Annotated in this window: 24 protein-coding genes, 1 other RNA gene and 2 pseudogenes; 16 read left to right on the forward strand and 11 right to left on the reverse strand. The window is 61.1% G+C overall.

The features are described from left to right. Positions 1 to 22 precede the first annotated feature (22 nt). The gene (locus tag BSK43_RS12005) at positions 23 to 1180 is read left to right on the forward strand and encodes a patatin-like phospholipase family protein (protein ID WP_077472224.1); all 1158 of its coding nucleotides are present in this window, start codon (positions 23 to 25) and stop codon (positions 1178 to 1180) included. Positions 1181 to 1245: 65 nt separating this feature from the next. Here BSK43_RS12005 and BSK43_RS12010 read toward each other — a convergent pair whose 3' ends face one another. Beyond that, positions 1246 to 1827, reverse strand: coding sequence for a cytochrome c family protein (locus tag BSK43_RS12010; protein WP_068394818.1), 582 nt, complete (start codon positions 1825 to 1827; stop codon positions 1246 to 1248). 151 nt (positions 1828 to 1978) lie between these two features. On the opposite strand from BSK43_RS12010, the gene BSK43_RS12015 reads away from it, so the two are divergent. Together BSK43_RS12015 and BSK43_RS12020 are read left to right on the forward strand one after the other, a co-directional pair. Beyond that, positions 1979 to 2731 carry a 3-deoxy-manno-octulosonate cytidylyltransferase gene (locus BSK43_RS12015; RefSeq protein ID WP_077472223.1) on the forward strand — a complete coding sequence of 251 codons (753 nt, stop codon included), beginning with the start codon at positions 1979 to 1981 and terminating at the stop codon, positions 2729 to 2731. A 28-nt stretch (positions 2732 to 2759) separates the two neighbouring features. Beyond that, positions 2760 to 3614: a prephenate dehydratase gene (locus BSK43_RS12020; protein WP_068394816.1), complete on the forward strand. Its 855-nt coding sequence runs from the start codon at positions 2760 to 2762 to the stop codon at positions 3612 to 3614. 218 nt (positions 3615 to 3832) lie between these two features. Here BSK43_RS12020 and BSK43_RS12025 read toward each other — a convergent pair whose 3' ends face one another. The 6 genes from BSK43_RS12025 to BSK43_RS12050 form a co-directional block, all read right to left on the reverse strand. Beyond that, positions 3833 to 4231 (reverse strand): VOC family protein, encoded by a 399-nt coding sequence (locus tag BSK43_RS12025; protein WP_077472222.1) that lies wholly within the window; start codon positions 4229 to 4231, stop codon positions 3833 to 3835. A gap of 170 nt (positions 4232 to 4401) precedes the next feature. Then, entirely contained in the window at positions 4402 to 4770 is a 369-nt protein-coding gene (locus BSK43_RS12030; protein ID WP_077472221.1) for a VOC family protein, read from the reverse strand. A gap of 125 nt (positions 4771 to 4895) precedes the next feature. Beyond that, entirely contained in the window at positions 4896 to 5126 is a 231-nt protein-coding gene (locus BSK43_RS12035) for a hypothetical protein (RefSeq protein WP_068394813.1), read from the reverse strand. An 83-nt stretch (positions 5127 to 5209) separates the two neighbouring features. Beyond that, positions 5210 to 5896 (reverse strand): YafY family protein, encoded by a 687-nt coding sequence (locus BSK43_RS12040; protein WP_077472220.1) that lies wholly within the window; start codon positions 5894 to 5896, stop codon positions 5210 to 5212. Positions 5897 to 5909: 13 nt separating this feature from the next. Further along, positions 5910 to 6869, reverse strand: coding sequence for an NAD(+) diphosphatase (gene nudC, locus BSK43_RS12045; RefSeq protein WP_077472219.1), 960 nt, complete (start codon positions 6867 to 6869; stop codon positions 5910 to 5912). Then, positions 6866 to 7276 (reverse strand): HIT family protein, encoded by a 411-nt coding sequence (locus BSK43_RS12050; RefSeq protein WP_077472244.1) that lies wholly within the window; start codon positions 7274 to 7276, stop codon positions 6866 to 6868. Before BSK43_RS12050 ends, nudC begins: the two co-directional genes overlap by 4 nt. Positions 7277 to 7368: 92 nt before the next feature. Here BSK43_RS12050 and ffs point away from each other — a divergent pair. From ffs to BSK43_RS12065, 3 genes and pseudogenes are all read left to right on the forward strand, one after another. Further along, positions 7369 to 7465: signal recognition particle sRNA small type (gene ffs / locus BSK43_RS12055), an RNA gene on the forward strand. A gap of 49 nt (positions 7466 to 7514) precedes the next feature. Next, a pseudogene (locus BSK43_RS12060) lies at positions 7515 to 9388 on the forward strand (DNA polymerase III subunit gamma/tau). 105 nt (positions 9389 to 9493) lie between these two features. Next, positions 9494 to 9817 carry a YbaB/EbfC family nucleoid-associated protein gene (locus BSK43_RS12065; protein ID WP_068394845.1) on the forward strand — a complete coding sequence of 108 codons (324 nt, stop codon included), beginning with the start codon at positions 9494 to 9496 and terminating at the stop codon, positions 9815 to 9817. Positions 9818 to 9839: 22 nt separating this feature from the next. On the opposite strand, the gene BSK43_RS12070 is transcribed toward BSK43_RS12065, so the two are convergent. Further along, a complete protein-coding gene (locus BSK43_RS12070; RefSeq protein ID WP_077472218.1) occupies positions 9840 to 10316 on the reverse strand; it encodes an Lrp/AsnC family transcriptional regulator in 477 nt (158 codons plus the stop codon). 110 nt (positions 10317 to 10426) lie between these two features. Here BSK43_RS12070 and BSK43_RS12075 point away from each other — a divergent pair, with 110 nt between their 5' ends. Further along, entirely contained in the window at positions 10427 to 10963 is a 537-nt protein-coding gene (locus tag BSK43_RS12075; protein ID WP_077472217.1) for an alpha/beta fold hydrolase, read from the forward strand. Between the two features lie 93 nt (positions 10964 to 11056). Further along, complete coding sequence (locus BSK43_RS12080; protein WP_077472216.1) at positions 11057 to 11668, forward strand: LysE family translocator; 612 nt, start codon at positions 11057 to 11059, stop codon at positions 11666 to 11668. On the opposite strand, the gene BSK43_RS12085 is transcribed toward BSK43_RS12080, so the two are convergent. Continuing rightward, entirely contained in the window at positions 11665 to 12288 is a 624-nt protein-coding gene (locus tag BSK43_RS12085) for an MOSC domain-containing protein (protein ID WP_205910607.1), read from the reverse strand. The genes BSK43_RS12080 and BSK43_RS12085 overlap by 4 nt on opposite strands. A gap of 57 nt (positions 12289 to 12345) precedes the next feature. Between BSK43_RS12085 and recR the strand changes: the two genes are divergently transcribed. Together recR and BSK43_RS12095 are read left to right on the forward strand one after the other, a co-directional pair. After that, the gene (gene recR, locus BSK43_RS12090; RefSeq protein ID WP_068394804.1) at positions 12346 to 12951 is read left to right on the forward strand and encodes a recombination mediator RecR; all 606 of its coding nucleotides are present in this window, start codon (positions 12346 to 12348) and stop codon (positions 12949 to 12951) included. A gap of 22 nt (positions 12952 to 12973) precedes the next feature. Continuing rightward, on the forward strand, positions 12974 to 14434 hold the full coding sequence (locus tag BSK43_RS12095) for a lytic murein transglycosylase (protein WP_246662537.1): 1461 nt from the start codon (positions 12974 to 12976) through the stop codon (positions 14432 to 14434). A gap of 64 nt (positions 14435 to 14498) precedes the next feature. Here the strand turns inward: BSK43_RS12095 and BSK43_RS12100 are convergent, their stop codons facing one another. Together BSK43_RS12100 and BSK43_RS12105 are read right to left on the reverse strand one after the other, a co-directional pair. After that, a complete protein-coding gene (locus tag BSK43_RS12100; protein ID WP_077472213.1) occupies positions 14499 to 14801 on the reverse strand; it encodes a transcriptional regulator in 303 nt (100 codons plus the stop codon). Beyond that, on the reverse strand, positions 14801 to 15361 hold the full coding sequence (locus tag BSK43_RS12105; RefSeq protein ID WP_077472212.1) for a hypothetical protein: 561 nt from the start codon (positions 15359 to 15361) through the stop codon (positions 14801 to 14803). Before BSK43_RS12105 ends, BSK43_RS12100 begins: the two co-directional genes overlap by 1 nt. Before the next feature lie 298 nt (positions 15362 to 15659). Between BSK43_RS12105 and rimP the strand changes: the two genes are divergently transcribed. The 6 genes and pseudogenes from rimP to rbfA all read left to right on the forward strand — a co-directional run bounded on the left by rimP (position 15660) and on the right by rbfA (position 22625). Continuing rightward, the gene (gene rimP / locus BSK43_RS12110) at positions 15660 to 16265 is read left to right on the forward strand and encodes a ribosome maturation factor RimP (RefSeq protein WP_068394801.1); all 606 of its coding nucleotides are present in this window, start codon (positions 15660 to 15662) and stop codon (positions 16263 to 16265) included. Positions 16266 to 16324: 59 nt separating this feature from the next. Then, the gene (gene nusA / locus BSK43_RS12115; protein WP_068394800.1) at positions 16325 to 17932 is read left to right on the forward strand and encodes a transcription termination factor NusA; all 1608 of its coding nucleotides are present in this window, start codon (positions 16325 to 16327) and stop codon (positions 17930 to 17932) included. Then, positions 17929 to 18621, forward strand: coding sequence for an RNA-binding protein (locus BSK43_RS12120; RefSeq protein WP_068394799.1), 693 nt, complete (start codon positions 17929 to 17931; stop codon positions 18619 to 18621). The genes nusA and BSK43_RS12120 overlap by 4 nt, the downstream gene beginning before the upstream one ends. A gap of 101 nt (positions 18622 to 18722) precedes the next feature. Then, a pseudogene (gene infB / locus BSK43_RS12125) lies at positions 18723 to 21439 on the forward strand (translation initiation factor IF-2). 92 nt (positions 21440 to 21531) lie between these two features. Continuing rightward, positions 21532 to 22140: a hypothetical protein gene (locus tag BSK43_RS12130; protein ID WP_077472243.1), complete on the forward strand. Its 609-nt coding sequence runs from the start codon at positions 21532 to 21534 to the stop codon at positions 22138 to 22140. Positions 22141 to 22208: 68 nt separating this feature from the next. After that, positions 22209 to 22625 (forward strand): 30S ribosome-binding factor RbfA, encoded by a 417-nt coding sequence (gene rbfA / locus BSK43_RS12135; protein ID WP_068394797.1) that lies wholly within the window; start codon positions 22209 to 22211, stop codon positions 22623 to 22625.

Below are 22625 nucleotides of genomic sequence, written 5' to 3' on the forward strand. Positions count from 1 at the left end.
GGAGCGCAGCAAAGGATGGCACATGAATATTGCAACTCCACTCAGCAACCCCGCTTCGGCCTATGCACACAAGGTCTTCGTCCTGCAGGGCGGCGGTGCGCTCGGCTCCTATCAGGCGGGCGCCTTCGAAGCGCTGAGAGAACAGAATATCGAACCGGACTGGATCGCCGGCATCTCGATCGGCGCCATCAACGCGGCGATCATGGCCGGCAACGTACCGGGCGAGCGGCTCGAGAAGCTGCGCTCCTTCTGGAACAAGGTGGGCATCCAGCTCCCCGTCGACGTGCTGATGGAACATCAACGCGAGACCAGCCCCTTCTACCGTACCGTCAGCAGCTGGTGGGTCTCAACCTTCGGCGTGCCCGGATTCTTTTCGCCCTGGCAGATCCCGGCCTGGTTCCAGTCACGCGGCTCGGCCGGCGCGACCAGCATCTACGATACCGGGCAATTACGCCAGACGCTGCTCGACCATGTCGATTTCGACCGAATCAACCACGGCCCGGTGCGGCTGAGCCTCGGTGCGGTCAATGTGCGCACCGGCAACTTCGCCTTTTTCGACAACAAGGACACCAAGATCACACCGGAGCATGTGATGGCGAGCGGCGCCCTGCCACCGGGCTTTCCCTCAATCAAGATCGGCGGCGAGCACTATTGGGACGGCGGCCTCGTTTCAAATACGCCGCTCGGCTATGTGCTGCGCAACGGCGCCGGCGTCGACACCGTGGTGTTTCAAGTCGACCTCTTCAGCGCCGTCGGCCCATTGCCGCAAGACCTCGAAGAGGTCGAGGAGCGGCGCAAGGACATTACCTATTCCAGCCGTACCCGCCTCAATACCGACCTCTTTCTGGAACGGCATCGTCTGCGGCGCGCCATAGCAGAACTGTATGCCCGCCTTCCCGACGAGGCCAAGGCCGACCCGGAGATCCAGAAGCTGCAGGAGCATTCCAGCGATTACAGCGTCACGATCATCCACCTGATCTATCGCAACAAGCAGTTCCGCTCCCATTCGAAGGATTATGAATTTTCGGCGCTTTCCATGCATGAGCATTGGCAGGCGGGCTTGCGCGACGGCCGCAAGGCACTGGCGCCGGAAGAATGGCGCGTGCCGCCCAAGGCCGAAGAAGGCCTCAAGGTCTACGATCTCGATCAGAGATCGCGTTCGCGCAAACATGCTCTCTAGAACACATCACGAATAAGCCCGGTCGTTGTGACCGGGCTTTGTGATTGTGCGTGCCTCTCAAACGATCAGTTGGTCGCAGCAGCCGGGGCGGCGTTCGGATCCGGCAGCGGCTCCGGCGTATCGGCGAGCGTGCGCAGATAGGCGATCACGTTGGCACGATCCTCTTCCTTCGGCAGGCCGGCAAAGCCCATGGCCGTTCCGGCAACGAACTTCTTCGGAGCGGCGAGGAAGTGATAGAGGTGGTCATACGTCCACTTCTCCGAACCGCCCTTGGAGAAATCCTTCATGCCGGACGAATAGGCAAAGCCCTCATGCTCGCCAACCGGGCGATCGACAATACCCCAGAGATCAGGGCCAACCTTGTTTGGCCCTCCCTTCTCTCCGGAATGACAGGCCTGACACTTCTTGAAGATCGTTTCGCCGACCTTGGCATCAGCCTTCTGCAACAGCTGAGCGATCGGCGTTTCCGGCTTGGCGGCAGCAGCCTTGTCTCCACCCGCGGCCGGTTCTTCGGCAACGATGGTGAAACCGGGCTTTTCCGGTGCCTCCGAATGGAAAATAAATCCTGACGCGAGCGACACGGACTTCAACACGAACAGCGTGGCCAAAAGTGCCCCGACTCCCATGTTCACGTAGGATGAATTCATCTGCTATGCTCCCCTCGCCGCCGGCATCCTCCGCCGGCCCATCTTGAATTCGCGCGAAACCTATGTCTTTTGGCTGTTTCTTGCAACGCTGTAAACGGTCTCCACCGTGAGACGTTTTGACACTTTTCCCGCAGGAATAGAAGGCCCAAGAATGACAGATTCAAATTTAGACAAGACACTGGTCCTCATTCCCGCCCGCATGGCTTCCACTCGCCTGCCAGGCAAGCCGCTCGCCGATATTTGCGGCCTGCCCATGATCGTACAGGTTGCCAAGCGGGCGCGCGAGGCGGCGATCGGTCGCATCATCGTTGCGGTCGACCATGACGATACCTATGCCGCCGTCGCCAATGCAGGCTTCGAAGTCGTCATGACGCGCCAGGATCATCAGTCCGGCTCGGACCGCATCTATGAGGCCTTGCAGGCTGTCGACCCCGAAGGCCGCGCCGAAATCGTCGTCAATGTCCAGGGCGACCTTCCCACCATCGACCCCGAGACCATCCGCGCCTCGCTGCGCCCGCTGGAAGACCCGACCGTCGACATTGCCACGCTGACCGTCGAGATCAAGGACGAGGAAGAAAAGACGGCGCCGAGCGTCGTCAAGGTCGTGGGGTCAGCGATTTCCGACAATCGTCTGCGCGCACTCTATTTCACCCGGACAACCGCGCCTTACGGCAATGGTCCGCTCTACCACCATATCGGTCTTTACGCCTATCGTCGCGCAGCGCTCGAAAAATTCGTCAGCCTCGGGCCATCGCCGCTCGAACGGCGCGAATCGCTGGAGCAGCTGAGAGCACTGGAAGCCGGCATGCGCATCGATGTCGAGATCGTTGACACGATCCCGCTCGGTGTCGATACTCCCGCCGACCTCGACAAGGCCATACGTATCCTCTCCGCCGCTTCTTAATTGACGGCATTCCCCCAAGGGCAGTCCCATGATTACCAAGACCAACAAGATCTCCTTCCAGGGCGACTACGGCGCCAATTCCGACATGGCGAGCCGTGACATGTTCCCGACCATGGAGCCCCTGCCCTGTCAGACCTTCGAGGACGCCCTTACCGCCATCGACAATGGCGAGGCCGATCTCGGCATGATTCCGATCGAGAACACGATTGCCGGTCGCGTCGCCGATATCCACCACCTGCTGCCGGAATCGCGGCTACATATCGTTGGCGAATATTTCATGCCGATCCGCTTCCAGCTGATGGTCCTTCCGGGCGTCAAGAAGGAAGAGATCCGCACCGTGCACAGCCACATCCATGCGCTTGGCCAATGCCGCAACATCGTGCGCGCCAACGGCTGGAAGCCCGTTATCGCCGGTGATACGGCTGGTGCCGCCAAGCTGGTGCAGGAAACCGGTGACCGCAGCATGGCGGCGCTGGCGCCACGATTGGCCGCCGATCTCTACGGCCTCGAAATCATCGCCGAGAACGTCGAAGACACCGAAAACAACATGACACGCTTCGTTGTCCTGTCGCGCGACGAGCATTGGGCGGAGCGCAGCTCGCCGGACGAAAAGATCGTCACGACCTTCGTCTTCAACGTCCGCAACATTCCGGCAGCGCTCTACAAGGCACTCGGCGGCTTTGCGACCAACGGCATCAACATGACCAAGCTTGAAAGCTACCAGCTCGGCGGCCGTTTTGTAGCAACGCAATTCTATGCCGATATCGAGGGCCACCCCTCCGATCCGCATGTGCGCCGCGCCCTGGAAGAACTGCGTTTCTTTTCGGAGAAGGTCCGGATTCTGGGTGTCTACAAGGGGCATCCGACGCGGGGGCAGCTTTAAGCGTTGATGCGAGCCTCGGGGCCACCTCGTGGTTCGAGGCACTCCCGTTTTCGCTGCGCTCTGACGGCAGTGCACCTCACCATGAGGTGGAGTGCATACCGCGGCAGACGGAGTAGATCAGCCCTCATGGTGAGGTGCGGAAACCCTAAGCTTGTCGAAGGGGCTGGAGCCTCGGACAGGAGGACGCGTGGCGAGATCATCGTAGGCCTATCCAATCGCTATTCAGCCGCTTTGGTGACGACCTCGACGTGGTAACCATCCGGGTCGATCACAAAGGCAGCGAAATAGTTCGGCCCGTAATGGGGTCGAAGACCCGGCGGTCCATTGTCCGCGCCGCCATGAGCCAGCGCCGCCTCATGGAACGAGAAAACGGCTGCGCGACTTGGAGCCGCAAAGGCGAGATGAAAGCCCGAGCCCGGAGCTCGGGCATCCCCGCCGCGCAATTTGATGGCGAATTTGTCGCCACCGCCCGCCGGGCCATATCCAATCGCCTGGTCGGGGTCGCCCGGGTTCAGGTCTTCCCAAACCCGCACGTAGCCAAGCGGCGCAAATGCTGCGTCGTAGAATGCAGCGGCTTTCCCGATATCTGCGACACCGAATGAAATATGATGCAGCAACTGCGCCTCCCGTGGCTCTCTGGGTTATCGCTCAGTCTCGTCCGTGAATGCTGCAAGTCAACTCGAATGATGGACGATCTGCACCTCATCCGGCCTGCCAACCACCTCTCCCCACCTTTTGACAAGCTCAGGGCGGAGAGAGGCTGCCGTGGGAGGCACTCGAGTGGTATTTACTTATCCGGCTCACAAACGCGAAGGCGATGGCCGTCGGGATCGAGCACGACGAAGGTCGGGCCGAAATCCATGGTCGTCAATTCCTGAGCGATCGGCAAGCCACGCGCTTTCCAATCCTTGTAGTGCCGCTCGACGGCACCGGGGCCTTCGACCATGAAGCCCAACTCGCCGCGATTGCCGATGGCGGAGGGTTGCGGCTCGACACTGCTGCGGCGCCAGAGACCGAGGTTGAAACCATTGCCGAGCTCGAAGGCCACGAAAGTCGGCGCAGCAAAGCTCGGCTCGCGGCCGAGCAAGTCGCGATAGAACGGCGTGCTTTCCGCCGGGTCCTTGACATAGAAGATAATGAGATTCGGGTTGGTCATGGGATATTCCTCTGGTTTTGGATGGATATGAAGGCAGAAGTGCCCGGTCCGGCAGGCTCAGCGGAGCTTGCCGGTGGAAGGCTGGTTGCGTGTGTCGAACGTTGGGTGAAGCGTTGGCGGTGCAGTTAGTGCATCCGCTCTTCCTCACGGTAAGGGGCGCGTCCGTCCAGGAAGCCCAGGTCGCGCTTTACGGAATTCGGCGTTTCCTCGATATCGAGGCGATTCCAACGGTGGGTGAAATAGCCAAGCGCAATCTGCGAGAGGCGAGCCAGTGGCGCGGCTATGGAAGCGCCCCTGCCGGCCCCGGCGTGATCGCGCTGTGCCTGTTTCGTCGTGACGAAAATGTTGCTTGCCATGATCGATCCTCCGTCCTGCTTGGATGGGATCGATAATAGGCGCGCCTACTGACAGTTTCTGGCAGTAGTCTTAGGCTCCTGGATCAATCATTCGCTCTGCCATGCAGCGTGTGCCATTCCTTTGCCAAAGCGACGCGGCGGCGGGGATAGCGGGCATCCAGCACCGCGAAGTCGACAATGCGGTCGGCGCGGAAATGACGGTAGCCCTCGCGCAATTCGCACCAGGCGACGATCATGCGCACGTCGTCGAAATAGCCGAGTGCGAAGGGCCAGATGCGCCGGGTCGAAACGGAACCGTTCACATCGCCATAGGTCAGCTGCACCACGCGCTCGGAACGGATCGCCTTGCGCATGAGAGAAAGATCGGCCTTGTCCACGATCACGCGCTTTATCGCGACGAGCAACGTTGCCTGGTCGATCGCCTCGCGCATTTCGGCCGGCAGCACCGCGGCGATCTTGGCAAGCGCATCGGCGCCGGCGGCGGCCAGACGCTCATCGGTTGCGCGCGCCACCCATCGCGACCCCAGCACCAGCGCCTCGATCTCGTCCTGCGAAAACATCATCGGCGGCAGCATGAAGCCGGGCTTCAGGACATAGCCGATGCCGGGCTCGCCCTCGATCATGGCGCCCTGTGACTGTAGGCTGGCAATATCACGATAAAGCGTGCGCAGGCTGACGCCGGTTTCCTCGGCCAGCACAGCGCCGCTGACCGGACGGCGGTAGCGGCGCAGCGTCTGCAACAGTGTCAGCAAACGTTCCGAGCGCGCCATGGCAGGGGGAAACCTATCGCTTCCATTCGACCCAGTCGCGCATCAGGCGATGGGCAATGGCCCCCTTGGGCGGGGAAGTGTTGCCGGAGGCGGAAACGCGATCGAGCATGGCGAGCGTTTCTTCCGGCGTGAACCAGCGGCAATCCTCGAGTTCGGCATCGTCGATGCGAATCTCGGTCGATTTCGCCTCGGCATAGCAGCCGATCATCAGCGAATGCGGCATCGGCCAGGGTTGCGAAGCGTGATAGCGCACCCGGCCGATGTGAATGGCCGATTCCTCAAGCGTCTCCCGGCGCACGGCATTCTCGATGGTTTCGCCCGGCTCGACGAAACCTGCGAGACAGGAATACATGCCGGGTGCGAAATGATGGCTGCGGCCGAGAAGGCAGCGGTTTCTCTCCTCATCAACCGCCAGCATGATGACGACCGGGTCGGTGCGCGGGAAGATCATATGTTCGCAGGCGGTGCAGACGCGCTTGTAGCCGCCGATGCGGCTTTCCATGACCGAGCCGCAACGCCCGCAGAAGCGGTTGTCGCTGTTCCAGCGCAGCAGGCTCATGCCCTGCGCCGCCTCGCCGAGGATCTCGCCCTCCAGCAAGAGGTCGCGCCAGAGCGAGCGCATGTCGGCCGGCTTGTATTGGCTGGCAAGCTCATCGGCATTGATGCGCACCGGCACGGCAAGCCGGGGCTCGCCGGTGTTGCGGTAGCCGAGCAACACGGCCGCCTCCCAATCCGGATCGAGGTCCTTCAGCTCGTAGCGGGCAAACAATGGATCGAGCACCTGTCCGTCATGCTTCAGGACCAGCTGTTCCTTGGCGAAAGCCAGGATATGCGTGCCTTCCCTGGCAAGCGCCTCTTTGATCGTTTCCTCGTCGCGATGCTCGGCATCCCGGTTAAGCTGGTTTTCCGCAAAGGCGGTGAGACTGCTGGGTTCCGGATGCGGCACATCCGAGGAAAAGATGGAAGGGCTCATTGTGAAAGCGTTTCCCGCAACTTGGCTATGAGGCTGTTCATGTCTTCGTCCGAATAGGGCTCCGCCTTGCCGTAGCCCCAGATCGGGCCGGGCCAGTTCGCATCCCCTTCGAACCGCGCAATGACATGAACATGAAGCTGACGGACGATATTTCCAAGAGCCCCGACGTTGATTTTTGTCGCCCCCGTCACCGTCTTCAGGGCACTTGCGACCTTGTCGCTCTCGAAGGTCAACAGGATGCGGTCGAGCGGCGTCAGCTCGAAAATTTCCGATTTGTCGGGCCGGCGGGGAACCAGCAAAAGCCAAGGCCAGCGGCTATCCTTCATCAGCCGCACGTCGCAAAGGCCTGTTATCACCACGGAAACGCTGTCATTCGCCAGACGGTCGTCGAGCGTAAACTCCTTCAAGGGGGCATCCTCCATTGTTTTATCAAATGTTTAGCAGTTTTTTTTTGACCTTGGCTTGCTTTTGATGACGATATTGCCGATATGTGCATCCGGGAGGTTGGTGGTGGACGAGCCACTCGCCAACCGGGTCAGGTCCGGAAGGAAGCAGCCCCAACGAGCCCGGCACGGGTCATCGTGCCAGCCTCCCACCCTTTCTGAAAGCAAGACCCGGCTTTCTGCGGGCAAAATAAGCAGGGCGATGAGCGACAGCGAGCGACAAGCAAAAGATGCCGCCTCGACCGGCACCGGTTACCGGGTGCTGGCTCGCAAGTACAGGCCCAAGGATTTCACGGACCTCATGGTCGGCCAGGAGCCGATGGTTCGAACGCTGACGAATGCGTTCGAGACGGGCCGTATTGCCCAAGCCTATATGCTGACCGGCGTCCGCGGTGTCGGCAAGACGACGACAGCCCGTATCCTTGCCCGCGCCCTCAACTACAAGACATCCGACATCGATCGTCCGACAATCGACCTGCGCGAACCCGGTGAGCATTGCCAGGCGATCATGGAAGGCCGGCATGTCGACGTCATCGAGATGGACGCCGCCTCCCATACCGGTATCGACGATATCAGAGAGATCATCGAGCAGGTGCGTTACCGGCCGGTCTCGGCGCGATATAAAGTCTACATCATCGACGAAGTGCACATGCTGTCGACGGCGGCCTTCAACGGGTTGCTGAAGACGCTCGAAGAGCCGCCCGAGCATGTGAAGTTCATCTTCGCCACGACCGAAATCCGTAAAGTTCCGATCACGGTGCTGTCGCGCTGCCAGCGCTTCGACCTGCGCCGCATCAGCGCTTCGGATCTGGTCGGGCTATTCACCACCATTGCCGGCAAGGAAGGCATCGAGGCCGAGCCGGAAGCGCTCGCCATGATCGCCCGCGCCGCCGAAGGCTCGGCGCGCGACGGCCTGTCGCTGCTCGACCAGGCGATCGCCCATGGCAGCGGTTTCGTTGCCGCCGATGCCGTGCGCGCGATGCTGGGCCTTGCAGACCGCGCCCGTATCGTCGATCTCTTCGGCCATGTCGTCAAAGGCGATGTTTCGGCTGCACTTGCGGAATTCAACAGCCAGTACGAAGCCGGCGCCAGCCCCGTCGTCGTGCTGACCGACCTTGCCGATTTCACCCATCTCGTCACTCGCCTGAAATATGTGCCCGATGCCGCCGACGATCCGTCGCTGAGCGAAGTCGAGCGCATAAAGGCCTCCGAGTTTGCGCAGGGTGTGGCGGTGACGGCGCTGTCGCGTATCTGGCAGATGCTTCTGAAGGGCATCGCCGAGACCGAAAACGCCTCGAGAACCGCTGGCGCTGCTGAGATGGTGCTGATCCGGCTGGCACATGCAGCCCATCTGCCTGCACCGGAAGATGCCGCGCGCAGGCTTGCGGAATTTTCCGATGGCAATGGCGGCGCACGTCCGCCCTCCGGAGCGCCTGCGGGCAATGGCGGCGGCTCCGCCGTTTCCTATCAAGGCAGCGCCGTTGCGCGAGCCATCGAAACACCGGCACCGCGACCCACGCCTTCGGCGCCGGTCGCGATGTTACGCTCTGTGCCGAATACGCAGCCGGATTCGCAACCTGTGGGCCGCATCGAGCCGAAGCCTGCCGAAGCGCCGAAGCCGCTGGTGCCGATCAATTCCATGACCGAGATCGCCGAGCTTGCCGGCCAGAAGCGTGATCCGAAGGTCAAGGCGCTGGTGCGCAGCTTCGTGCGCCCTGTCAGGCTTGAGCCGGGCCGGCTCGATGTCAGCCTTGCGCCCGCGCGCCGGGCACTTTGCTGAACGAGCTCGCCGTCAAGCTGAAGGAATGGACCGGTATACACTGGATCGTCAGCCTCAGCCGCGACGAGGGCGAGCCGACGCTGGTGGAAGCCGAAGCGAATGCGCAGAAGCAACGGGTCGCCGATGCACGCCAGGACCCCGATGTCGCGGCGATCCTGTCGCAATTTCCCGGCGCCAAAATCATTGACGTGCGCGTGCGGGCTCCGGAAGTCGAGGAAGAAGAGCAGACCGCTGCTCCGGCCATCGCCGAATCCGTCGATGGCGACATCCTGCCAGGCGACGACATAGAATTTTAAGGTTAAAATAGACAACAGCAGGACCGCTCGGCTCGACAACCGCAGCGGCTGGCGGCAGATTGTAGCCGTCGGGAATAGCAACATGCAGAAGAAGGACAAATGACGATGCGCGACATCATGGGCATGATGGGCAAAGTTAAGGAAATGCAGGCCAAGATGGAGAAGATGCAGTCGGAGATCGCCGACATTCGCGTCGAAGGCAAGGCCGGCGGCGGCCTCGTCACCGCCACCGTCAACGGCAAAGGCGTGATGCTCGGCATCAAAATCGATCCGTCGCTCTTCAAGGAAGAGGATGTCGAGATCCTCGAAGACCTGATCGTCGCCGCCAACAAGGATGCCCAGGACAAGGCCGAGGCGATCACCGCCGAAAAGACCCGCGAACTCACCGCCGGCCTGCCGATCCCGCCCGGTTTCAAGCTGCCGTTCTGAGATCGAAGCCCAAAGACTTTAGCTACCGGGCGGTCGCCTTGCGGATCAATTCGCGGCCGATCGCCTTTGCCGGCTCGTTTCGCAGCACCAGCGACGTCGTTACCGCACCATGGCGGGCGATGGAATCGACGATGGTTTCAAGGTTCTCCGCAGTCGGCACGAGGACCTTGAGCAGAAAACAATCCTCCCCCGTCAATCTGAGAACTTCGATTATCTCTGGCATTTCCGAGAACTGCTTCAGACAGGGGCGAATATGCTCATGCGAGGTACGCAGCCGGATGACCGCCATCATGCCGAGGCCGACGGCGGCGGGATCGATGACGGCACGATAACCCGCAATCACGCCTCGTTCCTCCAGCCGCTTTAGCCGCTCCGATGCCGCCGGCTGTGAAAGCCCGACGCGGCGACCGAGTTCCGATACGGAAATTCTTCCGTCCTGCTGCAGGATCTCGATGATCGACATGTCAGTCGGATCCAGTCCCTTTTCGATGCTTTCCATATTTCACATTCAATTCATCGGCCGGTGAAGATTTTATCCGATGGATTGCAATGTCAATTGCCTGAGCAAGGTGTCAGTTTCTTTCCCTCAGATAGCGATAGAGGACAGAGATGAGCGACATCATCATGCTGCCGGGGCTTGGCGGCTCCGACGGAGATCATTGGCAGACCTTATGGGAGCGGCAGGATCCGCGCATGCGTCGATTCCAGCCATCGAGCTGGGACAAGCCGATCCTTACCGACTGGATCGAGGCGCTGGACCGCGAAATCGCCGGCTCGCAAACGCCGCCGATCCTGATCGCCCACAGTCTTGCCTGCCAGTTGATCTCCCATTGGGCGCCTCTGCAAAAGAGACCAATCCTTGGTGTCTTTCTTGTCGCCCCACCGGAACCGACAGGTGAGGTCTATCTGGCCGAGGCCGGCAGTTTCGCCAATCCGCCACGGCAACGACTGCCTTTTTCCTCCATGCTCGTCGCCAGCACCGACGATCCCTACGGCCCTTACGATTATGCCCGCGATAGCGCCGAAATCTGGGGCAGTGCGTTTGTCGATGCCGGACCGCTCGGCCACATCAATTCGGCCTCGGGGCTGGGCGACTGGCCTGATGGCAAGGCACTCTTCGAGCGATTTCGCGCGCAACTCGGCTGAGTGCGAAATCGGCAATTTGGAAAACGGCGGCCGGAGTGCTATTTCTGGCATCTTCCAGATGTTTCATGGCTTGCCCGGATCGGAGAGAATGCGATGAGCCTGTCGATGCTGCTTATTTTTGCCGGTGCATTGTTCATCGCGGCGGGATCGCCGGGTCCGAACATCGCAGCGCTTGTGGCACGCGTCCTCACCAAGGGTGCGCGTAACGTACTGCCCTTTCTCTCCGGCATGTGGCTCGGCGAGGCGATCTGGCTGACTTGCGCCGTTGCCGGCCTTGCGACCGTCGCCGAGACCTTCCACTGGGCTTTCGTGATCATCAAATGGCTCGGCGTCGCCTATCTGCTCTACCTCGCCTGGAAGATGTGGTTTGCTGTTTCGGATACGACGGAAGAACAGCTGCCGGACGAACAGTCAGCCGCGCGGCTTTTCCTCGCCGGCTTCACCGTGACCATGGGCAATCCGAAAATCATGGTGTTCTATGTGGCGCTGCTGCCCTCGATCATCGATCTTCACGCCGTCACGCTTTCCGGCTGGGCCGAGCTGGTGGCGACGATGTTCGTGGTGCTTGTCGTCATCGACCTTTCCTGGGCAATGCTTGCGGCGAAGGCCAGAACATTCCTCAAAAGCCGCCGCGCCGTGCGCATCGCCAACCGCACCAGCGCCGCCACCATGGCAGGCGCTGCCGTGGCGATTGCCATGCGCTAACCGCCAGGATCAGTCTCGAGAAAAGCCCGCAGCCTATCGTGAATGGGCGTCGTGAGATAACGCGCCCGATCTTCCGGTGACAGCCGCCCGCCGAGCATTGCCATCAAATCCGGCATGGTAACACGGCTGCCCTCATAGGGAAGATATGTCACCTCCGCACCGGCACTCACCGTGCTGCTCTGAAGGACACGGCAGTAGATGCCGGGCCGCCCTGCCTGCATGTAGCGCTTCACGAATTTCGGATCGCCCATCTTCGCGGCGAAGGTGGCACAGGGGATGCGGGCCGAGGTGACCTCCAGAACTAGATCGTCAGCTATGAATCTGTCACCGACTGCCACCGCGCAATTATCCAGCCCGTCGATGACGAGATTTTCGCCGAACGAACCGTATTCCAGAGGTCGACCGAGTTCCTTCGCCCACCAGTCCAAAGTCAATGATCCCTCGACATAGACGGCCTGATCGCGGCCGCCATGATGCCGGCGATCGCAGATCGCATCGCCGATCACCCCTTCCCCATCGATCATGACGGCGCCGCTCACGGCATGCTTGTTGATGCCGGTCCGACTTTTCCTGCCGGGCAGCGTTTCGGCGGCGCCGGCACAAACAGCCAGAATTTTCATCGGCCAATCATTCCTTCCGTGATTCCGTTTCCGCAGCATATGGGCTAAAAGCCTCCCATGGCAAAGCGAGTCACCGGCCCCGAAATCGAAAAACTCATCCAGCTTCTGGCGAAGGTGCCGGGGCTTGGGCCCCGCTCGGCGCGGCGCGCGGCGCTGCACCTGATCAAGAAGAAGGACCAGCTGCTTGGGCCACTTTCTCACGCCATGGGCGATGCCTATGACAAGGTGAAGATCTGCTCGCGCTGCGGCAACGTCGATACCGTCGATCCCTGCACCGTCTGCACCGACGATCGCCGCGACCAGTCCATCATCATCGTGGTGGAAGACGTTTCCGATCTCTGGGCATTGGAGCGGGCCGGCGCGATGAACGCCGCCTATCACGTGCTCGGCGGCGTGCTGTCGCCGCTCGACGGCGTCGGACCCGACGATCTCAACATTCGCGGCCTGATCGAGCGCGTCAGCGAAGGCGGCATCCGCGAGATCATCATCGCTGTTAACGCCACGGTAGAAGGGCAAACCACAGCACACTATATAACCGACAGGCTTGCCGGCCTCGAGGTCAAGATCACCCGTCTTGCCCATGGCGTGCCCGTTGGCGGTGAACTCGATTATCTCGACGAAGGTACGCTGACAGCGGCGCTCAGGGCGCGGACGGCGATTTGACCTCTGCAATAAAGGACTGCGTATGAGGAGAGTGTTCCCCCCCCTCTGTCACTCCGTGACATCTCCCCCACAAGGGGGGAGATCGGTCGCTTGTGGCGCCTTCTCCGCTCAAACAGGCATAGAATCTGCGGAAACCAAGGGAAATCAGCCCCAAGGACTACGCGGCGTACTCCCAACAATCTCCCCCCGTGTGGGGGAGATGTCCCGAAAGGGACAGAGGGGGGTATCGGCCGCTCGGTATACGCAAAGGCTGTTTTCGTTCCTCTGCATCCTCCTCCTCACCCTCCTCCCCCTGCCCGTACTCGCCGCCTCGAAGGCCGATGTCGAAGCGCAGTTTCAGGCCTGGATTCAGAAGGACCTGCGGCCGGAAGCGCGGAAGGACGGCATTTCCGACAGGATATTCCAGGCCGCTTTCGCCGGCGTGACGCTGAACTGGGATCTGCCGGATCTGGTGCCGCCGGGCTTTCCGAAGCCCAAGGAACAGAAACAGACGCAGGCCGAATTTTCCTCCCCCGCACCCTATTTCAACGAGGCGCGGCTGCAGAAGCTGGCCGCGACCGGACGGAGCCTCGCCTCGCAATATGGGCCGGTGCTCCGGCAGATCGAGAAGACCTATGGCGTGCCGGGGCCGATCCTGCTCGCCATCTGGGGCCGCGAGACCGGCTTCGGCGCCGCCAAACTGCCGAATTCGGCGATCCAGGTATTGGCGACCAAGGCCTTCATGTCGACCCGCAAGGACATGTTCCGCACCGAGCTCATCGCCGCGCTTCGCATCCTCGATCACGGTGACGTCACGCCGGATCAGTTCAAGGGATCCTGGGCCGGCGCGCTTGGCCAGCCGCAATTCATGCCGACCAACTACCTGAAATACGCCGTCGATTTCGATGGCGACGGCCACCGCAACATCTGGACTTCGGTGCCGGACACGTTGGCATCCATAGCCAACTATATGGTTCAGAAGGGCTGGCAACGCGGCCGCGGCTGGGGATACGAGGTCACCATTCCGCAGAATGTGTCCTGCGCGCAGGAAGGGCCGGACCTTGCCAAGCCGATCTCGCAATGGGCGTCGCTCGGCATATCGAGGGTGTCAGGCAGGGCATTTCCAGCGGACGAATTGAAGGCAAGCGGCATGATGCTGGTGCCGGCCGGCCGCGACGGACCGGAATTCATCGTCACACCGAATTTCTACACCATCAAGGAATACAACAACTCCGACCTCTACGGCCTCTATATTGGCAATCTCGCCGACCGCATCGCTTATGGCAGCGGCGCGTTCGAGGAAAAATGGGGCGATGTCGGCAAGATGCTGCGCTCCGATGTCGCCGGCATGCAGAAGACTCTGGAACGCAAGGGCTACGACGTCGGCGGCACGGATGGCCTGCCGGGCTACAAAACCAGACGCTCGATCGGCCAATGGCAGGAAAAGAGCGGCATGAAGCCAACCTGCTATCCCGACAGCTCCATGCTTGGCGTCTTGAAGTAACTGCCTTTCAGACGCAGGAAGTTTATCCGGCCTTCCTCCATCGGATGATGTCGGGAAAATTGGCCTATTTGCCCTCAGCCAGTTCGACGATTTCCCTGAGATAGGCAACGTGTTCCCGGAAGGCGCGGCGCCCCTCCCGCGTCAGGGATATGCGGGTCTGCGGCTTCCTATCGACGAAAGCCTTGGTTGTGGCGATGTATCCCGCTTGCTCAAGCGTCGACAGATGGCTGCCCAGATTGCCATCCGTCGCGCCGGTAATCTTCTTGAGGGTCGTGAATTCCAGCGCCTCACTCGCAGTCTGAGCGTAAAGAGCGGCCATGATCTTCAGGCGCAGGGACTGGTGGATTACCTCGTTGAGAACAGCCATTACAGCTTCCTCATCCACACACCGCCGATCAGCAGGCTGCCGCCGCCGAACACGGCGATGCAGAGCGACAACCACGGCTGCAGAAAGACGTATGGCACGAGGCTGCCAAGCGATACGGCCACGGCAAGCCACACGAAGCCGCGGAGGAAAAATACCCCGATCAATCCATAGGCGAGGCTGAGAACCAGCGCCGGAAATATGGCGTATTGAGCGGCATCCATCGGCTGCATGACCTTGATCGTGACAAGCATGAACAGCGTGATAATCGCAAAGACGGCCAATACGCGCCCGTTGACCTTCTTCACGTCGTCGCGGGTGCGAAATGTCTTCACGCCAATCAGCACGCTGCCTGCCAGACCCAATCCATCCAGGACCAGCCAGATCAAATTTGCCGATAATGCCGGCCAAAAGAACATGCTCGAATAACCGACAAACCAGATGGCGCCCCAAAGAATGAGATAGGGGGCCGAGCCGCGATACCGTTTCGAGCGGTTGCTGCGCAGGGTTGCCTGCTCGACTTCATGCAGGGCATGCCGGGCTTCCGCGGCAGAGATCTCCATAGGCGCTGCTCCTCCAATGTTTCAAGGCGATCGGGGATCACACTCTGCGTGACATCGTCCTCTGTAGTACAGAGTATATAACGACCAGCACTCTGTCAAACAGAGTTCTTTGCGACTATCGATATCCCAGTGCCATTCGCGCATGGCTAAAGCGTCCGGCAAAAGCCTTGCAATTTGCCGGAAACGGGCTTATATCCGCTTTCAAATTCTTGATCGTGTGATGAAGAGTGGGCCGCAAGGACCCGCTCTTTTTTATTAGCTCGATCTCCCAAATGCAGCACCCTGCAGGAGTGAACGCTTGTCGGAAGTGACAAACGCAGACAATACCAATGAACCGCGCCTGATCGTCGAAACCGGCCTTGACCAGCGCGTCGCCGCCATCATCGAGCCCGTAATCGTCGGCTTGGGCTTTCGCCTTGTGCGAGCGCGCCTTCTCAACCAGAACGGCTTGACCTTGCAGATTATGGCCGAGCGCAACGACGGCACCATGACCGTCCAGGATTGCGAAGAGGTCTCGACGGCCATTTCTCCGGTCCTGGATGTGGAAGATCCGATCGATAAGGCGTATCATCTCGAAGTATCTTCGCCGGGCATCGACCGCCCGATGGTGCGCAAGTCGGATTTCGTCCGCTGGATCGGCCATATCGTCAAGTGCGAGACATCGATCCTGGTTGACAACCGCAAGCGGTTCCGCGGCAAGATCGCCGACGTTACCGACGAAGGCTTTACGATCGAACGCGACCAGGTCGCTTATGGCGAAGAGCCGAAAGTAATCATTCCGTTCAGCACGCTGGCCGACGCCAAGCTGATCCTGACGGACGATCTCATCCGCGATGCGTTGCGCGCCGACAAGCTGGCGAAAGCCGAGGCAGCGAACCAGAACGAAGCGGACGAAGAAGAATAACCGATCAACGAACCGCCTAACGGGACGGGAACCCCAGGGCAGGAAGACGGAGACTAAAAATGGCAGTCAGTGCGAACCGGCTAGAACTTCTGCAGATCGCAGATGCAGTGGCGCGCGAAAAGGTCATCGACCGCGAGATCGTGCTTGCCGCGATGGCGGACGCGATCCAGAAGGCCGCGCGCTCGCGTTACGGCACGGAATCGAACATCCGCGCCGACATCAACCCGAAGACCGGCGAAATCCGTCTGCAGCGCCTGCTCGAAGTCGTCGAGAAAGCCGAAGACTATTCCACGCAGATCCCGCTGGAACTGGCCCGCGACCGCAATCCGGATGCAGCCCTTGGCGACTTCATCGCCGATCCGCTGCCGCCGATGGATTTCGGCCGTATTGCTGCCCAGTCGGCCAAGCAGGTCATCGTGCAGAAGGTGCGCGAAGCCGAGCGTGACCGCCAGTTCGACGAATTCAAGGATCGCGTCGGCGAAATCGTCAACGGTACGGTCAAGCGCGTCGAATACGGCAACGTCATCGTCGACCTCGGTCGTGGCGAAGGCATCATCCGCCGCGACGAGATGATCCCGCGCGAGAACTTCCGCTATGGCGACCGCGTCCGCGCCTATGTCTACGACGTGCGCCGCGAACAGCGCGGTCCGCAGATCTTCCTGTCGCGCACGCATCCGCAGTTCATGGTCAAGCTCTTCACCATGGAAGTGCCTGAAATCTACGACGGTATCATCCAGGTGAAGTCGGTTGCCCGCGACCCGGGCTCGCGCGCCAAGATCGCCGTCATTTCGAACGACTCGTCGATCGATCCGGTCGGCGCCTGCGTCGGTATGCGCGGTTCGCGCGTTCAGGCCGTCGTTGGCGAGCTTCAGGGCGAAAAGATCGACATCATTCCCTGGTCCAGCGAGCCGGCGAACTTCGTCGTCAACGCGCTGCAGCCGGCCGAAGTCGCTAAGGTCGTTCTCGACGAGGATGCCGAGCGTATCGAAGTCGTGGTTCCGGACGAGCAGCTGTCGCTGGCCATCGGCCGCCGCGGTCAGAACGTCCGCCTCGCCTCGCAGCTGACCGGCTGGGATATCGACATCATGACGGAAGCCGAGGAATCGGAGCGCCGCCAGAAGGAATTCAACGAGCGCACCAACCTGTTCATGGACGCGCTCGACGTCGACGAAATGGTCGGCCAGGTTCTGGCTTCGGAAGGCTTTGCCGCCGTCGAGGAACTGGCTTACGTCGATCTCGAGGAAATCTCCTCCATCGACGGCTTCGACGAAGACACTGCCCAGGAAATCCAGACCCGCGCCCGCGAATATCTGGAGAAGCTCGAAGCCGAAATGGACGAGAAGCGCAAGGCGCTCGGTGTTTCCGATGAGCTGCGTGAGATCAACGGCATGACCGCACAGATGATGGTTGCCCTCGGTGAGGACGGCATCAAGACGATCGAAGACTTTGCCGGCTGCGCCGCAGACGACCTCGTCGGCTGGTCCGAACGCAAGAACGGCGAGACGAAGAAGTTCGAGGGCCTGTTCTCCAAGCTCGAGGTCTCGCGCGTCGAAGCCGAACAGATGGTCGTACAGGCTCGCCTGCTGGCCGGCTGGATCACCGAAGCCGATCTCGCCACCGAGACCGAAGAGGTCGCCGCGGAGGATGAAGCCGAGCAACAGGCATGACGATCACCGAGGGGCCGAGCGCACCGCCCGAAGACGACAATCTCGGGGGTGACGGCGCAAACGGCCGCATGTGCATCGTAACACGCGAAAGCGGATCAGCCGACGAGTTGATCCGCTTCGTCGCCGCTCCGGACGGGACCGTTGTTCCCGATCTGAAGCGGCAGCTGCCGGGACGCGGCTGCTGGGTCAAGTTCGACCGGGCACTCGTGGACAAGGCAGTGGCAAAGAAATTGTTTTCACGCGCCTTGAAGGCGGAGGTGACGGCACCGGGCGATCTCGGCGCCACCGTCGACCGCCTTCTTGTGGCACAGCTTGCCGGGATGATGCACATGGCGCGCAAGGCGGGCCAGTTCGTCAATGGCTCGTCGAAGGTCGACGGCGCGGTTCGCAATGGTTCGGCACTCGCCGTGTTCCATGCGATCGATGCCGCAGCCGACGGCGTTCGCAAGATCGACCAGGCACGAAAGGCCTGGCATCTCGGTATGGAAACCGAAGAGGAAATACCGTCTTTCCGTGTCTTTACGGAGGCGGAAATGGAAGAACTGATGGGCCAGAACGCTTTTATCCATGCCGCAGCGCTTGCAGGGCGGGCGGGTGAAGGTGTAGTGAAGCGCGCAAACCTGCTCGAACGGTACCGCAACGGCGGTCAGTCCCGGGCAACGGGCGGCGCTGGCCGGCGAAAACAATGACGCGGTCACCGGTGGATACCGGACGCCTCATTAAGGTACATGCATTGAACGACAGGGTCTGACGGACGTTTCCGAGCCCTGTCCGAAGGAACGGGAACGGAATGACCGACAATCAAGACGACAAGACGCTGAATGTTTCAGGTAAGAAGACTCTCACCCTGAAGCCTTCAGGCGTGAACCAGGGCACCGTGCGCCAGGACATGGGCCGCGGTCGCACCAAGGCGGTCGTGGTTGAAACCCGCAAGCGCCGTCCGCTACGCCCCGAAGACGAAAAGCCGATCGTTGCTTCGACGACTGCTGCCGCGGCACCATCCGTGACGCGCGTTGCGGAACCGACGCCGCAGCCGCCGCGCCCGCCGCAGCCGGCTCCGCGCATTCATCAGCCGGGTGGCCAGCAGCAGAGTCCGCAGCAATCCAACCAGAACAACCAGCAGCGCCCGCAGCAGGAACGTTCGTCGCGCCCGGTGGTTCTGAACCATCTGTCAGCCGGCGAAATGGATGCTCGCCGCCGCGCGCTTGCCGAAGCCCAGGTCCGTGACGCCGCCGATGCGGTTCGTCGCGCCGAGGAGGACGCACGCCGCGCCGAGGAAGAGGCAGCCCGCCGCATCGAAGAGCAGGCTGAAGCCGCACGCCGCGCCGAAGAAGAAGCGGCTCGCGCCCTCGAAGCCAAGACAGAGACACCTGCACCGGTCGAAGCACCGAAGCCGGCAACTCAGGCTGCTCCGGCTCCTGTCGTGCCGTCGTCCCGATGGCGGCTCCGGCACGCCCTGGTGCTCCTGCGGCAGAGGCTCCGGCCAATCGCCGCCGGGTCAACGAAGAAGAAACCGATCGCGGTCCTCCGCGCGGCGCTCCGGTACGTGGCAAGGTCACGCGTCCTGAGCCGGCAAAGCCGGTTACCACCCGCCCGAAGACGGATGACGAGCGTCGCCGCGGCAAGCTGACGGTGACGACGGCCAATGTCGACGAAGACGGCAGCGCTCGCGGCCGTTCGCTTTCGGCCATGCGTCGCCGCCAGGAAAAGTTCCGCCGCAGCCAGATGCAGGAAACGCGCGAAAAGATCTCGCGCGAAGTCGTGCTGCCGGAAACCATCACCATCCAGGAACTGTCGCAGCGCATGTCTGAACGCGCCGTCGACGTCATCAAGTTCCTCATGAAGGAAGGCCAGATGCTGAAGCCGGGCGACGTCATCGACGCCGATCTGGCCGAGCTGATCGCCAACGAATTCGGCCACACCGTCAAGCGCGTTTCCGAATCCGACGTCGAACACGGCATCTTCAACGTTGCCGACGAAGACGGCGAACTGGTGTCCCGTCCGCCCGTCGTCACCATCATGGGTCACGTCGACCACGGCAAGACATCGCTGCTCGACGCCATCCGCCACGCCAATGTGGTGTCCGGTGAAGCCGGTGGCATCACTCAGCATATCGGCGCCTATCAGGTCGAACATAACGGCCAGAAGATCACCTTCATCGACACTCCCGGCCACGCCGCCTTTACGGCAATGCGTGCTCGCGGCGCCCAGGCGACCGACATCGCCATCCTGGTCGTTGCTGCCGACGATAGCGTGATGCCGCAGACGATCGAATCGATCAATCACGCCAAGGCTGCCGGTGTTCCGATCATCGTGGCGATCAACAAGATCGACAAGCATGAAGCCAATCCGCAGAAGGTCCGCATGGAACTGCTGCAGCATGAGGTCTTCGTCGAATCCCTGGGTGGCGAAGTGCTCGACGTCGAAGTTTCGGCCAAGAACCGCGTCAACCTCGACAAGCTGCTCGAAGCCATCCTGCTGCAGGCGGAAATCCTTGACCTCAAGGCAAATCCGAACCGCACCGCGGAAGGCACCGTCATCGAAGCCCAGCTTGATCGTGGCCGCGGCTCGGTCGCTACCGTCCTCATCCAGAAGGGCACGCTGCGTCCCGGCCAGATCGTCGTTGCAGGCGATCAGTGGGGCCGCGTGCGCGCACTGGTCAACGACAAGGGCGAGCATGTGAAGGAAGCCGGTCCGGCCATGCCGGTCGAGGTCCTCGGTCTTTCCGGCGCACCGCAGGCTGGCGACAAGTTCGCCGTCGTTGAGAACGAAAGCCGTGCCCGCGAAATCTCCGAATACCGCCAGCGCCTCACCCGCGACAAGGCAGCAGCCCGTCAGTCCGTTCAGCGCGGTTCGCTCGAACAGATGATGATGACGCTGCAGGCCACTGGCACCAAGGAGTTCCCGCTGGTTATCAAGGGCGACGTACAAGGCTCGATCGAAGCCATTGCCGGCGCACTGGACAAGCTCGGCACCGACGAGGTTCGCGCCCGCATCGTCCATTCGGGCGTCGGTGGCGTGACCGAATCCGATATTTCGCTGGCCGGAGCTTCCGACGCGGCGATCATCGGCTTCAACGTCCGTGCCAATGCCCAGGCCCGCACGATGGCCGAGCGTGAAGGCATCGAAATCCGCTACTACAACATCATCTACGACCTGGTGGATGACGTGAAGGCGGCAATGTCGGGCCTGCTCTCTCCGGAGCGTCGCGAAACCTTCCTCGGCAATGCCGAAATCCTCGAGGTGTTCAACATCACGAAGGTCGGCAAGGTCGCAGGTTGCCGCGTTACCGAAGGCAAGGTCGAACGTGGCGTCGGCGTCCGCCTGGTGCGCGACAACGTCGTCATCCACGAAGGCAAGCTCAAGACGCTCAAGCGCTTCAAGGACGAAGTCTCGGAAGTCAACGTCGGCCAGGAATGCGGTATGGCCTTCGAGAACTACGAAGACATCCGCGCCGGCGATACGATCGAATGCTTCCGTGTGGAGCACATCACCCGCACGTTGTAAGCGGCCTTCCTCTTGGCTAGATATCAAAACCGCCGGTCATCGCCGGCGGTTTTTTATTGGGTCCGAAGGAACTGCAGAAAGGCGCTCGGCTCGTGACGGCATCATCGGAGAACAGTGACCAGATCGTCGTTTCCTATGTTCGTCAGCCGAACGAGCATATTGCCGTCATGCGGCAAGCGGGACGCCGTTTCGCCATTCGCCGCCCTGGGAATGCCTACCAAAGATGGGGCTTGCTCCTATTGTGGGTGATCGGGGTCGGCGCCGGCCTGGCCGCCCTTTTCCATTTTCTGCGCGCCCACGTCTTCATTCCGGTTTTCGGAATACCGCCATCGCTCGACAAGAATGACCTGATGGTCATCTGGATTATTCCGACTGCGATCCTCTATGTGCTCGTCGGGTTTTATTTTCGCTGGTTAACACGGCGGCGACTGGCGACAATGCAGTCGCGCATCCGCCCTGATATCACCATTACGGTGACGATGACCTCGCGGGGCGCATCCTGGGATACCGCCCATTCATCGATGTGGCTCGCCTGGAGCGAGATCACCGATATCACCAGCCAAAACGGCCGGATCGAGTTCGATCTCGAAACCTTCGTCACCTATATCCCTCTCTCCGCTTTCTCCAATCGGGAGGAACAGGACGCCATATTCAGCCGGATTCTGGGCCTCTGGAGGGCAGATCGGGCCATCCAGCCTTGACCTTTGCGCCGGATCGAGTCATGTGACCCGCTTTATAGCGTCCAGGGGACGCTGCTAACGGAAAAACCATGACCAGACCAACCTCTTCCGCGCCTTCGCAGCGTATGCTTCGCGTCGGCGAACAAGTGCGCGCCGCGATCACGCAGGTCCTGCAGCGCGGCGAAGTGCGCGACGACCTGATCGAGCGCACCGTGATTTCCATTTCCGAAGTGCGCATGTCGCCGGATCTGAAGATCGCCACCGCCTATGTGACGCCGCTCGGCGTCGCCGACCATGATGTCGTCATCGACACCCTCAATCGTCATTCGAAATACATCCGCGGCCGTCTCGGCCCGTTGCTTCGGCAGATGAAGTACATGCCGGAAGTCCGCTTCCGCGACGATACCAGCTTCGACAATTACAAGAAGATCGATGCGCTGCTGCGGTCGCCTGAGGTCCAGCGCGACCTCAAGGACGACGATACCGACACCGACGAAAACCGATAA

The organism is Rhizobium sp. P44RR-XXIV (genome assembly GCF_001999485.2).
Classification (GTDB): domain Bacteria; phylum Pseudomonadota; class Alphaproteobacteria; order Rhizobiales; family Rhizobiaceae; genus Rhizobium.